At 61.5% G+C, this 15,755-nt stretch carries 14 protein-coding genes and 1 tRNA gene; 5 read left to right on the top strand and 10 right to left on the bottom strand.

From position 1 onward, the window contains the following. Nucleotides 1–312 precede the first annotated feature (312 nt). Both EL22_RS06540 and EL22_RS17940 read right to left on the bottom strand, forming a co-directional pair. Nucleotides 313–397: transfer RNA gene (locus EL22_RS06540), tRNA-Leu, on the bottom strand. A 70-nt stretch (nucleotides 398–467) separates the two neighbouring features. Then, a complete protein-coding gene (locus EL22_RS17940) occupies nucleotides 468–644 on the bottom strand; it encodes a hypothetical protein (protein WP_175507110.1) in 177 nt (58 codons plus the stop codon). Nucleotides 645–928: 284 nt separating this feature from the next. Between EL22_RS17940 and EL22_RS06535 the strand changes: the two genes are divergently transcribed. Further along, complete coding sequence (locus EL22_RS06535; protein WP_050050726.1) at nucleotides 929–1,237, top strand: cyclin; 309 nt, start codon at nucleotides 929–931, stop codon at nucleotides 1,235–1,237. A 146-nt stretch (nucleotides 1,238–1,383) separates the two neighbouring features. Here the strand turns inward: EL22_RS06535 and EL22_RS06530 are convergent, their stop codons facing one another. Next, nucleotides 1,384–1,857, bottom strand: coding sequence for a phosphopantetheine adenylyltransferase (locus tag EL22_RS06530; RefSeq protein WP_050050725.1), 474 nt, complete (start codon nucleotides 1,855–1,857; stop codon nucleotides 1,384–1,386). A gap of 141 nt (nucleotides 1,858–1,998) precedes the next feature. Between EL22_RS06530 and EL22_RS06525 the strand changes: the two genes are divergently transcribed. Together EL22_RS06525 and EL22_RS06520 are read left to right on the top strand one after the other, a co-directional pair. Beyond that, the gene (locus EL22_RS06525; RefSeq protein WP_050050724.1) at nucleotides 1,999–4,254 is read left to right on the top strand and encodes an NADP-dependent malic enzyme; all 2,256 of its coding nucleotides are present in this window, start codon (nucleotides 1,999–2,001) and stop codon (nucleotides 4,252–4,254) included. A 135-nt stretch (nucleotides 4,255–4,389) separates the two neighbouring features. Further along, nucleotides 4,390–4,761: a 30S ribosomal protein S8e gene (locus EL22_RS06520; protein WP_050050723.1), complete on the top strand. Its 372-nt coding sequence runs from the start codon at nucleotides 4,390–4,392 to the stop codon at nucleotides 4,759–4,761. Between the two features lie 230 nt (nucleotides 4,762–4,991). On the opposite strand, the gene EL22_RS17935 is transcribed toward EL22_RS06520, so the two are convergent. Next, on the bottom strand, nucleotides 4,992–5,150 hold the full coding sequence (locus tag EL22_RS17935; protein WP_197075860.1) for a hypothetical protein: 159 nt from the start codon (nucleotides 5,148–5,150) through the stop codon (nucleotides 4,992–4,994). A gap of 1,798 nt (nucleotides 5,151–6,948) precedes the next feature. Between EL22_RS17935 and EL22_RS06515 the strand changes: the two genes are divergently transcribed. Then, a complete protein-coding gene (locus EL22_RS06515; RefSeq protein WP_050050722.1) occupies nucleotides 6,949–8,277 on the top strand; it encodes a 5'-deoxyadenosine deaminase in 1,329 nt (442 codons plus the stop codon). A 6-nt stretch (nucleotides 8,278–8,283) separates the two neighbouring features. On the opposite strand, the gene EL22_RS06510 is transcribed toward EL22_RS06515, so the two are convergent. Continuing rightward, nucleotides 8,284–8,664, bottom strand: a complete 381-nt coding sequence (locus EL22_RS06510) for a Rid family detoxifying hydrolase (protein ID WP_050050721.1) — start codon at nucleotides 8,662–8,664, stop codon at nucleotides 8,284–8,286. Nucleotides 8,665–8,740: 76 nt separating this feature from the next. Further along, entirely contained in the window at nucleotides 8,741–10,123 is a 1,383-nt protein-coding gene (locus EL22_RS06505; RefSeq protein WP_050050720.1) for a uracil-xanthine permease family protein, read from the bottom strand. A 175-nt stretch (nucleotides 10,124–10,298) separates the two neighbouring features. Here EL22_RS06505 and hpt point away from each other — a divergent pair, with 175 nt between their 5' ends. Next, nucleotides 10,299–10,895: a hypoxanthine/guanine phosphoribosyltransferase gene (gene hpt, locus EL22_RS06500; protein ID WP_050050719.1), complete on the top strand. Its 597-nt coding sequence runs from the start codon at nucleotides 10,299–10,301 to the stop codon at nucleotides 10,893–10,895. Between the two features lie 46 nt (nucleotides 10,896–10,941). On the opposite strand, the gene EL22_RS06495 is transcribed toward hpt, so the two are convergent. The 4 genes from EL22_RS06495 to EL22_RS06480 form a co-directional block, all read right to left on the bottom strand. Further along, nucleotides 10,942–11,865 carry a hypothetical protein gene (locus tag EL22_RS06495; protein ID WP_050050718.1) on the bottom strand — a complete coding sequence of 308 codons (924 nt, stop codon included), beginning with the start codon at nucleotides 11,863–11,865 and terminating at the stop codon, nucleotides 10,942–10,944. A 56-nt stretch (nucleotides 11,866–11,921) separates the two neighbouring features. After that, on the bottom strand, nucleotides 11,922–13,823 hold the full coding sequence (locus EL22_RS06490) for a hypothetical protein (protein ID WP_082146695.1): 1,902 nt from the start codon (nucleotides 13,821–13,823) through the stop codon (nucleotides 11,922–11,924). Between the two features lie 141 nt (nucleotides 13,824–13,964). Beyond that, a complete protein-coding gene (locus tag EL22_RS06485; protein WP_050050716.1) occupies nucleotides 13,965–14,795 on the bottom strand; it encodes an MBL fold metallo-hydrolase in 831 nt (276 codons plus the stop codon). Nucleotides 14,796–14,922: 127 nt separating this feature from the next. Next, nucleotides 14,923–15,633 (bottom strand): hypothetical protein, encoded by a 711-nt coding sequence (locus EL22_RS06480; RefSeq protein WP_050050715.1) that lies wholly within the window; start codon nucleotides 15,631–15,633, stop codon nucleotides 14,923–14,925. Nucleotides 15,634–15,755 lie beyond the last annotated feature (122 nt).

Below are 15,755 nucleotides of genomic sequence, written 5' to 3'. Positions count from 1 at the left end.
TGGTGTGGTGGCTCCGGTGACGCCTATCGCTCGAGAAACTGCTCGGAGTAGCATGCGCGGGACCGGATTCGAACCTCGCCGAGACGGTCCGGGCGTGTGGCCTCGCTTCGCTCGGCCATTCCGGGCTGCGACTCGTCTGGCGCGAACCGGCAATTCGATTGTTGCCGCTCGCGAATTCACTCGCGGCACAATGCGCGGGACCGGATTCGAACCACGCGAAGACGTGCTCGCTACGCTGCGCGCGACTTCTCTACTTCGAATCCGCTCCTGCTCCCTCACTCGTTTTCTCGCTGCGCTCGAAAACTCGTTCAGTGCGCGGGACCGGATTCGAACCGGCGGACCCCTACGGGACAGCGTCCTAAGCGCTGCGCCGTTGGCCTAGCTTGGCTACCCGCGCGCAGGCTACCGTTCCCACGATTCGAGTAAGAACCTGTCGATCCCATCGAGTCTCCGGTCGCCGATCCCGTTCAGTCGTGAATCAGCGGCTCTTCGGGGGACCAATCCGGTGGAACGATGAAGGTCACGTGCTCCGAGTCCCGCAACTGGTGTAGCTCCGCCGCCTGTTCGGCCAGCGATCGGTCTCGGTAGGGCATCTCGAGGCCGCAGCCGGTACAGACGAGTTTGCAAGTTGGTTCGGTACTCATGGTGAGACGCGGGTCGCGGGGGAGCGACGGGCGTCGATGGTACCTTCCCGTGTATCCGGCTTTAGTAATCGTGACCTATACGATCGCACCCAAACGGCCAGTTTTACTAGTCGTTCGTAGCTGAACGTTGCCCGATACAGCCACCTATTGCAGTGAGTATCCATTCCCAGAGACCCTTCACGCCGTCCGTAACTCCGAGTAGGCGACAGCCGGGTGAGTTTACGAACGCCGGCGGAGCGGGCGCCGTCCGTGGATTTATCCCTATTCCGCCGAACAGATGCCGTATGCACAGTGCGCGCGATCGCGTCGAGCACGAGGCCTGGCTCGAGGAACTCGAGGCTGTCGCGGATCGGCTCGACCTCTCGAGTGACGCCCGCTCGTACGCGGGCGACCTCTTTCTCACCGACGTACCGGAATCGGACCGATCGAAGCGTGCTGTCCTGGCTGCGAGCGTCTACGCCGGGTCGTTAGTCGCCGGCGACGGCCGCACGCAGGGGACGGTCGCCGACGCCGCCGGCGTCTCGCGGCTATCGATCCAACAGCGCTGGAAGGACCTCCTTGAGACGGCGGGACTCGAGCCGCCTCGATGGTAAGACCACGCAAGAATTGCCATCGATCGATTTCTTCGCGTCTGCCTCCCGTAAGTGCCAGCTACGGTGATGAAACGGTATCCAGCGGTAAGAACCGGTGCAAACGTCTCGAAGACGATCAGTGAAACAGCGTCGATCGCGCCCGCGGACTATTCGTCGTCTTCGTCGAGTACGTTCCCGTGCTCGTCGATCTCGCCGTTGACGATTCGCGTACTCGAGATGATGTCCCCGTCTTCGGCTCGCAGGTGCGGGACGACGACCACCTCGAGCGGGTCGAGGTCTCGATCCCGCCGAATTTCGTTTATTTTCTCGCCCCCATCGACGGTTTCCGGTGAAACGACGAGGTAATCGAACGGTGGCTCGGTGGCGATGCCGGTCGGCTCCGTGAGCGGGCGGACTTCGAACGATCGATCGTGCTCCTCGGCGAACGGCTCGAGTTCGTCTTCGAGACGAGCCTTTCGTCGATCGAACGATCGGACGGGTCGATCCTCGCGGCGGGTCTTCGGCGCGAGGTCGTCACTCGTTAGCCCGACGGTCACGTCGCCGAGTTCGAACGCCCGTTCGAACAGCCGTCGGTGGCCGTCGTGAACGGGGTCGAACGTCCCACCAAGCGCGACATCCATATCCGATTGGACTGTCGCGGGCCGTATAAAAGGGTCGAATCGTCGAACCGGGTCGTGTCGGGCGCGAACTGATGGATAGTTCGTCGATAGTCGAACTGCGCCTTCGCATTGTTTTTAGTGGTCCACGTTAGTGACTCCCCTATGGGATTAGACGAGGACGCACTGGAGTACCATCGCATCGATCCGCCGGGAAAACTCGAGATTTCGACGACGAAACCGACGAATACGCAGCGGGACCTCTCGCTCGCGTACTCGCCCGGGGTCGCCGCCCCGTGTCTCGAGATCGACGAGGACGAATCCGAGGCCTTTCAGTACACCGCCAAGGGAAACCTCGTCGGCGTCCTCTCGAACGGTTCCGCGGTGCTCGGACTCGGTGATATCGGTGCGCAGGCATCAAAGCCGGTCATGGAAGGGAAGGGCGTCCTCTTCAAGCGGTTCGCGGACATCGACGTGTTCGACATCGAACTCGACGACGCGGACCCCGAGAAGATAATCGAGGCCGCGAAGATGATGGAGCCGACGTTCGGCGGGATCAACCTAGAGGACATCAAAGCCCCCGGCTGTTTCGTCATCGAAGAGCGCCTGCGCGAGGAGATGGACATTCCCGTCTTCCACGACGACCAACACGGCACGGCGATCATCTCCGGGGCCGCGTTGCTCAACGCGGCCGACATCGCCGACAAGGAGATCGAAGACATGAAGATCGTCTTCTCGGGTGCCGGCGCGAGCGCGCTCGCGACCGCCAAGTTTTACGTCTCGCTCGGGGCGAACCCGGAGAACATCGTCATGTGTGACTCCTCGGGAATCATCACGGAGGCCCGCGCGACGGCCGACGACATCAACGAGTACAAACGGGAGTTCGCACGCGACGTGCCCGAGGGCGACCTCTCGGACGCGATGGAGGGCGCAGACGTCTTCGTCGGACTCTCTGTCGCCGGCATCGTCTCGCAGGATATGGTTCGCTCGATGGCCGAGGACCCGATCATTTTCGCGATGGCAAACCCCGACCCCGAAATCGGCTACGCCGAGGCCAAAGCGGCTCGAGACGACACCGTCATCATGGCCACGGGTCGCTCTGACTACCCGAATCAGGTCAACAACGTCCTCGGGTTCCCGTTCATCTTCCGGGGCGCACTCGACGTCCGCGCGACCGAGATCAACGAGGACATGAAAGTCGCCGCCGCCAGCGCGCTCGCGGAGCTGGCTCGCCAGGACGTCCCCGACGCGGTCGTCAAAGCCTACGGCGACGACCCAATTCAGTACGGCTCCGAGTACATCATTCCGAAACCGGTCGATCCGCGCGTACTGTTCCGGATCGCCCCCGCCGTCGCGGAGGCCGCGATCGAGTCCGGAGCCGCTCGCACGGAGATCGATATCGACGAGTACGAAGAACAACTCGAGGCCAGACTCGGCAAGTCTCGCGAGATGATGCGCGTGGTCCTCAACAAGGCAAAGACCGACCCGAAGACGGTCGCGCTCGCCGAGGGCGAAAACGAGAAGATGATCCGGGCGGCCTACCAGCTCCAGGAACAGGGTATCGCCCTGCCGATCCTAATCGGCGACGAGACCGAGATCAAATCGACCGCGGCGAACCTCGGGCTGGACTTCGAACCGCAGGTCGCCGACCCGGACGCGGGCGATTACGAGCGGTACGCCGAACGGCTGCACGAACTCCGAAAACGGAAGGGAATCACCCGAACGGAAGCGGGCGAACTCGTCCGCCGCGACACGAACTACTTCGGGAGCGTGATGGTCGAAGAAGGCGACGCGGACGCCTTCCTCACCGGCCTCTCGCATCACTATCCCTCGGCGCTTCGCCCGCCGTTGCAGGTCATCGGCACCGCCGAGGACGTCGAGTACGCCGCCGGCGTCTACATGCTCACGTTCAAGAACCGCGTGATCTTCATCGCCGACGCGACGGTCAATCAATCGCCCGACGAGGACGTGCTCGCCGAGGTGACCAGACAGACCGGCAAACTCGCGCGACGGTTCAACGTCGAGCCCCGCGCCGCGTTGCTCTCGTACTCGAACTTCGGCAGTGTCACGAACGAAGACACCATCAAACCGCGCAAAGCGGCCCGGAAACTGCAGGACGATCCCGAAGTCGACTTCCCCGTCGACGGCGAGATGCAGGCCGATACGGCCGTCGTCGAGGACATCCTCGAGGGCACGTACGGCTTTTCGGAACTCGAGGAACCGGCGAACGTGCTCGTATTCCCGAACCTCGAGTCGGGTAACATCGGCTACAAACTGCTCCAACGCCTCGGCGGTGCCGACGCCATCGGACCGATGCTGACGGGCATGGACAAACCCGTCCACGTCCTCCAGCGGGGCGACGAGGTCAAAGACATCGTCAATCTGGCTGGCGTGGCCGTCGTAGACGCACAGCAGGAATAACGAATTCCCCTTCTCGGAGAGGACGGACGTATCGAACGCGGGCCGCCCGTACGATGGCCACTCACCGGACCCGATGGTTGCCACCTGCCGGGCGAAAAGGTTGCATTCAAGTATCCGCCCGGAGTTTCAACGGGTATGCAAGATCAGGGCCGTTCTACTCGCAAGCGAACCGGCGGACGACTCAAGCACATCCGAAACCGACGAAAGTACGAACTCGGCCGACTGCCAACCGAGACCGAAGTCGGCGAACCGCGCTACCGAACCATCGACGTCCGAGGGAACGGCGAAAAGACCCGCGCGCTCGCGACGAACGTCGCAAACGTCAACGATGGCGGCGAAACGATCACGACCGAGATCAACGACGTCGTCGAAAACGACGCGAACCCCAACTACGTCCGACGGAACATCATCACGAAGGGCGCTATCATCGACACCGACGAAGGCACCGCTCGAGTCACCTCCCGTCCGGGACAGACCGGCCAGGTCAACGCCGTTCTCCTCGACTAACGCCGATTTCGTTTCTTTCGGACGACCGTGTGCGACGACCGAGAGCGATCGCTCTATAGTTTTGAAATTCGGACCGGGTGCAGAGACGGTCGAACCAGTGTTGTCGAAACGCGAATCGAAATCCCTCGAGCGGCTCTCCCGTATCAAACGGCGAAAACAGCGTCTCGGTATCGACGGCAGATCGACCGATTCAAAGCGGTCGGCATTCCATAGCGTTCGAGTCGAACCCGTTATTCGGCCGCTTCGACCTCCTGTCCAGTGACGAGCTCGCGCAATCGATCGGAGTACACTCCGACGCCGATACCGAGCATAAACGTCAGATAGCTCGGAACGAGTATCCACAGGAGGTTTACGTGCCCTTGCCCAGCGTGCAGTAGTGTTTCGACCATAGCTCGGCTAACTCAACACACGGAAATGAATCTGCCGGTGTTCACATTTGTTTCCCGACAATCGACCGGATCGAGCGTGAGTTCGCGGAATTGGCGAGCAAATCAGCGCGTGAGCGCGTCTTTCCACGGCATCTGTCAGGACCTTCAAAGTACCCCATATTTCGAGCTAAGTGATCTTATCTCGATCACTATGTCGTTATTGGCGCTATCTCTAGTCCTTCTATTCTAGATTAATGTCGTCTCTAGGGTGATGAGTTGAGATCTAACCTCTCGCTCGAGATCACGATCATCCGCCCCACGCTTCGACCCATCGACACATTCGCTGTAGATAACACATTCCATAGATATTGTGAGCAGGTATTATTTCCTCGCGGGAAGCGTCGAACGAACCGTCACCGAATGCGGCGTTTCCGACGAGAGTTTTGCGGTTCGGTAACAGCGGTGGCCGATCGAGGATCGACCATCCCGATCGCGAGTGCCAACGGGAACCATCGGTTCCACCGTCGAACCTGGTCTGCGGCGGGGCCCCCATCGCACGGTACCGACCGATCTTCGCGTAGTTCGCGAGTCTGCAGTATCCAGCGGACTCTTTCGGGGCGTTCGACGGCTATTTCGGCTTCCATCGCGAGCAAATGAGTTTGGCCACACGAACGAACAAAGCGCGCACACGAACCGCTCAGCGGCGTTGAACGGTTCGTATTGCACGTATCTTACGGCGTTCGAGGCGCGCCGAGTCGGCCCTGTGGCCGGCCCAGTGAGCACTGTGTAGATGCGGGTCGAGGGATGGCTGCGTGGTAAGTACCTACGCAACGCGATGACCCGCTCCGAGAGCAGTAGGCGTTGATATGATGGAGTTTGGGTGGACGAGTGCACCGTAAACACCCAGACGGGTATCGGGGTCCGTCTCTATTCGATGGAGTTGTCGGCTCGAGCTATCGTTGAAGTCCTCGAATCGCTCGGTACTGGCCGATCTCACGGCCCGATTTGGACTGGACGCATAACGCACAGAGCGACCCGCGACGGGACAGCTGCCGTAAGCTGCACTCGACGAGAAGCAGATCAAAGGTGATAATGAGAGAAAGTGGCCATACGCTACGCGCGATACAGAATAAGCGGATACTGAACTAGACAGCCCATCCCGGTGTATGCTTTCGCCCTCGTTCAGCGTCTCAGAGATCGAATTCCGTATCTCATGGCAGCCACTTCAACCACCCAGTCGAACGAGGGTAGTCCCCAAACTAGTCTGATAGTGTCGTAGCAGGTCCAATCTAAAACTGGCGCGTTCACTCGTCGATTCCCGCGCTGCGACGTTCTGTGCTTGCCACCGGTCGATATTGCCTCGAATTTTCCACAGTGGTCGAACGGCCGTGTGTAAACTGAATACTGCGCGATGGACTCGAGCGGTTTCAAATCGTTCTCTCTTTCGTAGACAGACGACGGACAGCCACCCGAGGAGGGCCTGGTGGCCATAGCTCTGTGTCCTGGTCGGCTGTGTGAACGCCAGTGAGATACGTCTGGCCACACGTTCAATCGGATGGTCTCGTACCGACGAGAGACTATGTCCGAGTGGACAGCCAACAAAGAGTCGTAGTCGTCCGTAGCGTCGCTCTATCGCACACGATCTCTGTCCATCCAGAAAACATCAATATGGAATAGTAATTGATGGTATGTGATCGATGGCTGCTGGCGGACAAATAAATCTCATACTGCTATATGGAATGTCGGCTCTTCCTGACAGCGCTGGCACCCCATCACGGACACAAATCGTTTTGGCCCCGGACGCGAATTTAGCGGATAGATGCTACTCTCCGGAACGGTTATCGCCGACTCGAGGACGGTCTTCGACGACGGGGCGGTCGTCGTCGAGGACTCACGGATCGCCGCCGTCGGCGAACGCACAGCGATTCGCGATCGATATCCCGATCTCGAGGAGCGCGAGTACGACCTCCTCGCCCCCGGTCTCGTCGGCGGTCACATCCACTCGGTCCAGAGTCTCGGCCGCGGAATCGCGGACGACTCGGAACTCCTCGAGTGGCTCTTCGAGTACGTGCTCCCGATGGAGGCGTCGCTGTCGGGCGAGGAGATGGAGGTCGCAGCGAAACTCGGGTACCTCGAGATGCTCCAGAGCGGGACGACGACCTGCATCGACCACTTGTCGGTAAACCACGCCGAGCGCGCGTTCGAAGCCGCCGGGGAGAGTGGGATTCGCGGCGTTCTCGGGAAGGTGATGATGGACCAGCGCTCGCCGGATGGCCTGCTCGAGGACACCGAAGACGCCCTCGCCGAATCCGAGCGGTTGATCCGGGCTTACCACGGATCGTTCGACGACCGAATTCGGTACGCGGTCACGCCGCGGTTCGCCGTCTCGTGTACCGAAGAGTGTCTGCGGGGAGCCAGAGCACTCGCCGACGCCTACGACGGCGTCAGGATTCACACGCACGCGAGCGAAAATCGAGGCGAAATTGAAACCGTCGAGGGAGATACCGGTATGCGAAACATCGAGTGGCTAGACGAGGTCGGACTCACCGGCGAGGACGTGGTCCTCGCCCACTGCGTCTGGACGAACGACCGCGAGCGGGAGATCCTCGCCGAGACCGGAACCCACGTCACGTACTGTCCGTCCTCGAACATGAAACTCGCCAGCGGCGTCGCGCCGATCATGGAGTACCTCGAGCGCGGAATTCCGGTCGCGCTCGGAAACGACGGCCCGCCGTGTAACAACACGCTCGATCCGTTTACGGAGATGCGACAGGCGAGCCTGTTACAGAAGGTCGATCGGTTGGATCCGGTCGCCATCCCGGCCGAAGAAATATTCGAGATGGCCACGGTCAACGGCGCGAAGGCGGCCGGCTTCGATCGACTCGGGAAACTCCGTTCTGGATGGCGCGCGGACGTCATCGGCATCGACACCGACAAAGCGCGCGCGACGCCGGTCCACGATCCGATCTCTCATCTCGTCTTCGGGGCCCACGGCGACGACGTCGAGTTCACCATGGTCGACGGAACCGTCCTCGTCGACAACGGCGACGTTCGCTCGCTCGACGCGGAGAAGATTCGCGAGTCGGCGGCCGAAATCGCACGGGACCTCGAGGGCGCTCGAGATGGGCCCGACGAAGCCCGCCCGTAACGGCCGTTATTCTGTCGCGGCTATCGCTTCGATTTCGACTCCGACGCCTTTGGGCAAGGCGGCGACTTCGACGGCGCTTCGGGCCGGCGGCTCCTCGTCGAAGTACGTCGCATACGTGTCGTTCATCTCGTCGAAGGACTCGATATCGTCGAGATAGACGGTGACTTTGAGAACGTCGCTCATCTCGAGGCCTTCCTCGGCTAACACCTGCTCGACGTTGGTGAGGCTCTGCTCTGTCTGTGTTGTGATCGGTTCGTCCGCGAGCAACTCGCCGTCGGGTGTCAACGGGATCTGTCCGGCGGTGAAGACGAGGTCGCCGTTCGTCGTCGCTTGGCTGTACGCGCCGACAGCGGCCGGTGCGTTATCCGTGCTAATAATTCGTTTCACGAGTAGTCGTTCTCGGCGGGTCGCTTAATTATTGGCGACCGTGAGCCGGAGATCCGTTTGTGGACCCGTCGTCCGGTCAGTCGTCGCTGATCGCGGCCGTTTCGCCGGCCTGATCGGCGGTCTCGTCCGGATCGTCGAACAGCGGACTCGAGTCGCCCGGAACGAACGTGTTCAAAAGGAGTGCGGACAGGCCGGTCATGATGACCGCTTCGCCGAAGAACGTCCGTGCCGCTCTCGGCAGCCCCTGAAGCGCTTCGGGGACGACCGCGACGCCGAGACCGAGGCCGAGCGACGTCGAGACGATGACCATGTTCCGCCGGTTCATCTCCACGTTCAAAAACAGCAAGCGCATTCCGCTCGCGGCGACCATGCCGACCATCACGAGGACGGCACCGCCGAACACGGGTTCCGGAATCGTCGTCACGACGGCTCCGGCGATCGGGCTCAGCCCCATGATCGTCAGGAAGACGCCGCTAACCCCGACGACGTGCCTGCTCATGATGCCCGTGAAATTGACGATACCGACGTTCTGCGAGAACGAGGTCACCGGAAACGAGCCGAAGACGGCGCCGATCGAACTCATGAGTCCGTCTGCGAAGATGCCACCGCGGAACTCCTCCTGGTCGGGGTTTCGGCCTTCAGCGGCGGTAATGCCGGACATATCTCCCACCGTTTCCATCGCCGAGACGAGAAAGAGGAACGCGAACGTGACGATCGCGACGGGATCGAACGAGTACCCGAACTCGCCCGGCGTCGGGACCTCGACCAGCGACGCGTTGGCGATCGGACTGAAGTCGACGACGCCGAACGCGATCGCGACCGCGTAGCCGACGGCGATCCCGATGAAGACGCTCAGGATTCGCGCCACGCCTTCGAGAAAGAGGTTGAACAACACCGCGATAAGCAACACGAGCGCCGCGAGTCCGAGATTCTGTACGGAGCCGAAACTCGCCGCGGTCGGATCGCCGCCCCCGACGTACTCCATCCCCGTCGGGATGAGGTACAATCCGATGATGATCACGATGAGCCCCGTTACCAGCGGCGGGAAAAACGGCTCAATGCGTCTGAACTGCCAGCCGATGAGTCCCTCGACGATGAGTCCGGTGACCAGTACCGCACCGAAGACGGCCGCCAATCCCTGTTGGCTTCCGATGGCGCTCGCCGCCCCTAAAAACGTAAAGCTCGTGCCCATAACGATCGGGAGTTTGGCACCGACCGGACCGATCGTGTACGCCTGAACGATCGTCGCGAGTCCGGAGAACAGAAGGACCATCTGGACGAGATACCCCGTATCGGCGGCCCCCAATCCGACCTCGCCGGCAACGAGAAACGCGACTGCGGTCGACGGAACGATCATTACCAGAACGTGTTGAATGCCGAGCGGAACCGCCTCCGATATCGGCGGTTTTTCGTCGAGTTCGTACGCGAGCTCTATTTCGCTGTCCCTCTGTCCAGACATGAAGCGTTGTCTCTCACCTCTCGAATTTCCCATTTATACCTTGTCTTCTCGAGAAAAGACGAGGCTCGAGAACGCCCGAAACGGCGACGTCAAGGGGCATGAACCCATGATACCAAGAAATACCTGAACCGAACATCGATCAATAGCTTTTATTCGCGCCACAAGAAGTATCGGCATGGAACAACTGGAGCGGTCGGTCCACGACGCGCCGATCATCGAGAAAGACGACTACGAGTATCTCGTCCACCCGATCAGCAACTGCGTCCCGGTGCTCGAGCCGAGCCTGCTGCGCGAGGTCGTCACTCGGATCGTCCGTGCCGCGGACCTCGAGAACGTCGACAAGATCGTGACCCCCGCCGCGATGGGGATTCACATTTCGACCGCGGTTTCGCTGACGACGGATATCCCGCTCGTCGTCATCCGAAAACGCGAGTACGGGCTCGAGGGCGAAGTCTCGCTGACGCAGGAGACCGGGTACTCGAAAAGCGAGATGTACATCAACGACGTCGACCAGGACGACAACGTCCTCCTGCTCGACGACATGCTCAGTACCGGCGGGACGCTCCGGGCGATCACCGAGGCGCTCGAGTCGATCGGCACGAACATCGTCGACATCGTCGTTGCGATGCGAAAGGTCGACGGCGGCGACGCGATGGTCGACAGCGAGTACGACGTGTCGTCGCTGCTCGATATCGTCGTCCGCGACGGCGAAGTCACGGTGATCCGCGACGAGGAAGAGCGACAGCTTGTTACCGAGCAGTTCGACGAGTAGCGAGGAAACTTCGACTGCGGTGTGACCAGAACTGCGATTCGGTCCGTTATCGACCGAGCGCGAGTTCGGTCTCGGTTTCGCCGTCGGCCAGTAGCGCTCGGACGGCGTCGATCGGCGCTGTCGTTTCCGCCGCGTTTTCCATCAGCACCGTCTCACTCGGGAACAGTTGCTCGCCGAGCAAGAGCCCGTGCTCTCGAGCGGTTGATCCGGTCACGGTGAGATACACCCCCACGCCCGCGTCGGCGATAGCGGCCTCCTCTTCGACCGCGGGAGTCGGATACTCGAACTCGATACCGTCGAGGATGTCCGTGCCCAGAACCGCTTGCACGAGTCGCTCGTATCGTGGAACGATACAGAGCGATCCGGTGTACTCCTCGAGGAACGCCCGGTCGATCGATTCGGACGGTGGCGTCGCGTCCGGCGTCGCCATCAGCGTGTGATAGACCGTATCGCCGAGCCCGGTGACGACCCTGACGTCGGTGTCGGTCGGATCGATCCGAGCGTTGACGTCTGCGATTCGGTGGAGGGGGTCCGGGCGCAGTTCGACGACCTCTTCGAGAACGAGGTCGGCGCTGTCGAACCCGAGTGCGAACTCGTGGGTTCGGAGGGCCCGAAACGGCTCCTCTCGCCCGACGAGCTGGATCGACGTCCCGTCGGGAACGGCGTCGACGCCCTCGAGCGGGATGGTGACGCTATCGAAGACGATCCGCCGCGGCTTGCCGGCTCGGTCGTCGCGAAACAGCGTGTACTCCGGCTCGGTCGGCTCGTCGACGTTACTGTAGGCTGCGAGACGATGGTAGACATCGCGATCGCTCGAGAGCGACCCTTTCGTGAGCGCCTTCTCGTGGCGGAGCGTCGAACTGATGTCGTCCGCGAGGTCGTCGATCCCCAGTTGGTCCGCCAATCGGTCGAGGACCGACTCGAGTGGCCGTCCTTTTCGAGGAATCGCGATCGGGATCGTCTCGCCCATTGACCGAAAAACAGCAATCGAGAACTAAACGAGTTGCGTTTCGTCGCGCTCGCGAGTTAGTTCGAGAACATCGAACCCAGCTCGTCGCGCCACTCGTTCAGATCAGTGACTTCCGCAGAGAGCGTCTCGACTTCGGCCTCGACGTCCGAAACCGTTTGCTCGACATCGTCGACGGTCTCCTCGACGTCCTCGACCGACGACTCGACCGCAGAGACCGTACTTTCGACGTCGTCGACGGTCCCTTCGACCGCGCCAACGGTTTCTTCGACGGTTGCGACCGTCTCCTCGACTTCGGCGACGGACGTTTCGACTCCTTCGACGGACACTTCGACGTCCCCGACGGTTTCTTCGACCGTCTCGACGGTCGCTTCGACGGTTTCGACATCCTCGGTGACGCCGTCGACCTCGCTCTCGAGGTCGTCGATATCGGACGTGTTCGTTTCGACCGTTTCCTCAAGGTCCTCGACGACGGTGTGGGCCGCGCCGATCTCGGATTCGACGGCTTCGAATCTGCTGTCGATTCCCTTGACGTCGTCGGCGACCTCGTCGAGTCGATCCGTCGCCGAGTGTAACTCTTCGCCGAACAGTGCCGTCTCCGACTCGACATGATCGACGTCCGCGACGACGGACTCGAGTTCCGACTCGGTCGCATCGATCCGCGTATCGATCGAGTCAAGTTCGGATTCGACACTCTCGAGTTCGGATCGGAACTGCTCGATGATCTGTTCGCCGGTTCCGTACTCGTCGAGGAACGATTCGATCGCCCCGGAGTAGGCGGCGACCTCTTCGACCCGCGACTGGAGGTGATCGACCCGCGCGAGGTCGGGACCGTTCATCTCGACATCGAGTTCAGACCGGAGGACCTCGAGATCTTCGTCGCTGACCGATCCAGAACGGAGTTCGGCCGCGAGTCGTGTGCTAAGCGAACTGGCGTCGTCGACGCCCCCCTCGCCTTCGAACGAGGGGATGGTATCGACGCCGACATCGTTCTCGGAGTCGTCCGAATCCGGTTCAGCGGCCGATTCGTCGCCGTCGTCCGAATCAGCGTCTGGTTCGTCGGTATCGGCTGGTTCGTCGCCGTCGTCTGCGGTCCCGGCGTCTAGCTCACCGCCGTCTTCCTCGCTGTCATCTTCGGTCGTATCTGTGGGACCGAGGCCGAGGTCGTCGGCGTCGTCGACCGCCGATTCGTCTTCGGAGTTGGGAACGTCGTCTTCCTCGAACTCGAGGTCGACGCCGTCGGACTCGGCCGCCACATCGTCTTCCGTGTTGTCCGCTAGCACATCCCCCTCACTGTCCGATTCGTCTGTATCGGCCGCCCGATCGAGACCGAGATCGTCGGCGTCCTCGCCGGTCGTCTCGGCTTCGGCCGTTTCGTCCTCGGCCGAATCGGTTTGTGCGGTATCCGCGTCGAGGCCGGGAACCGAGTCGGATTCGCCGGCGATCATGTCTTTGACGACCTGGTTTCGGTCGTCGGTGATGATCTCGTCGATCATGGTGTCGTCGACTTCGGTCCCCGACGTGCCGACGGCGTCTGCCCCCGTTTCCTGAGTCTCTCCGTCGTCGGCCGATCCGTCGTCTTCGCTATCCGCCGGCAGTTCGACTTCGACGGAGATCGAGTCGGTCAGAAACGGCGCAGCTTCGGAATCGTCACCGATTCGGATGCCGTAGACGGTGACGAGCGTTTCCTCCGGGGAGAGCGTCCGGGTGAATTCGACGTGGTGGTCCTGAAACGCGGTCCAGTTCTCACTGTAGTAGTTCGGATGAAAGCCGACGCCGTCCATCGGGAACGATTCGGGGATGGTCTCGGAGACGGTGACGGTCACCGCTTCGTCGCGACTCGAGTCGATTTCGAACCGAATTGCGGGAACCGGGAACTCGTCGGCGGCAAAGAGCTTCCGAACTGTCACCCCGTCAGCACTGGCTTCAATTACCTGATCTGTGTCGGCGGCTGAACTCATAAGCGCAGTATTAACTTACCATTACTATAAAATGCACGGCAGTTTCCAACACGCCTATCGAACGCCGTACAGGCTCGTATGACCCCGATAACGGGAGTAGCAAGCGGTTGAACGCGCCCACCTCGGGCTGGTCGGCGGTTCCTAGAGGTCGACGCGGTCCCCGATTTCGATGATCTCGAGATTTATCGGATACTCGAAACTATTCGTGTGGTGAGAGAGCGCCTTCGGGTCGGCTGTCAGTCCCTTCCACATGTCCCAGTGGCTCGGACAGAGCGTCTCGAGTCGGAGCGCGTTCGCCGCCTCGACGATCTGGTTCTCGTCGTTGTACCAGCGGGTTCGCTTCGGTTCGCCGGTCTGTTTATCGGGGACGTTTCCGACGGTTCCAAAGGCGAGCACGCCCACGTCGATGTCGTACTCCGCGCCGATTCGCTCGAACTCCTCGGCGGGTTTCGAGTCGCCGCCGTGGAAGAACGTCCCGGCGTCGTGTTCGATGACGTAGCTGACGGGATGGGTCGCGTCGGCGTCGTTCGCGGGCTCAACGTTGACGGTGAACTCACCGATTTCGAACGTGTCGCCCTCGGACACCTCCTCGAACTGGTCGTCTGCGAGGCCCCACTCGTCGGTCCAGCCCTCCTCTCGAGTGACGGCGAGGCTGTCGTCGGGGCCGTACATCGTCGCCCCGGTGGTCTCGAGGATCGGGGCCTGACTCGGGCCGTCGACGTGGTCCGTGTGCTCGTGGGTCGCGAGCACGGCGTCCGCTTCGGTGACGTCCGCCGGATCGAAGGGAACGGGGATCATGCGTATCGTCCGCGGGGGACTCCCCGTTCCGAGATAGGGATCGATGAAAACGGTCGTTCCCTCGTTGCCTTTCAACGCGAAGCCGTTACAGCCGAAGTACCAGACGGCGACGCCGTCCGGCTCGGCGTCTTCGATCGCGCGAACAAGCCACTCGCCCCAGTCGCTCGTTGTCATACGTGTGGGTGCTCGGAGTGTGCGGGTAAGTGTTACCGTTTCGCCTCAAACCGTGAGAGCCGGCGCGAAACGCGGTGTGTGACCGAGACCAAAACGACGACGAATCAGAATACTCGAGATCCAGACCTCAACACGAAGCCGAGAGTTCGACGATAGCGGCGGTCTCGTCGTCTCGGCCTGCCCCGTCTCGATAGCGAACGCTGCTTTCGTCGGGGTCGTACTCGATTAGGCTGGCGTCTTCGAGGAGCGGCAGATCGGTGTGTACGATGGCTCCCATAACGTGTCGCCAGTCGCCAGGCGCGACCGACCGGGTGTTCCCGTGGTTCGGTTCCCGGGTGAGATCCATCGCGATCGACTCGACTGTGACGGCGTGCGAGCGGTCGGCGAGGGTCTCAACGATCCGTTGCCGGCGCGGATCGGCGAGCGCCTCGAACAGCGCGTCCGTCTCGTCGGCGTTCCGATCCAGACCCTCGAGGTGCTCGAGGAGTCCCGATTCGAACGCGTCGGGCGTCTTCTCCTCGAGGGTTGCAGCGCCGATGGCTGTGTCGACACGTTTCGTTTCCGGATCGTAGGAGAGCACCCCCGCGTCGGCGAGCATCGGAAGGTGGCGGTGGTGCAGATCCAGGAGCAGCGTCTCGAAGGAGGCAACAGGAAGACCGTCGATACCCTCGAGTCGGTTCGCGAGTTCCGCGGCCGTCCGCGTCGATCGCGGAGCCTCGAGTACGAACGCGACGAGACGGCGTCGAACGGGGTCGGCGAGGGCCTCGAGCGTCGCATCGAGGCGTTTCTCGTCGCCAGTTGCGGGTTTACTCGTCGGACCGTACGCATAGTTCGTCATTACCTGCTCTGGGCGCGCGATCTCATTAAGCGCGTTCCCAAACCTCTTAGGACTGTGAGAGCGGACAGTCACGGGAATAGAACGCTTCTCCCAGTGATATCTGCGAATCCAGCAAAACGCGT

Origin of the sequence: Halostagnicola sp. A56, from assembly GCF_000691505.1 — an archaeon.
GTDB lineage: Archaea > Halobacteriota > Halobacteria > Halobacteriales > Natrialbaceae > Halostagnicola.
This window is presented reverse-complemented; position numbering and strand designations above follow the sequence as displayed.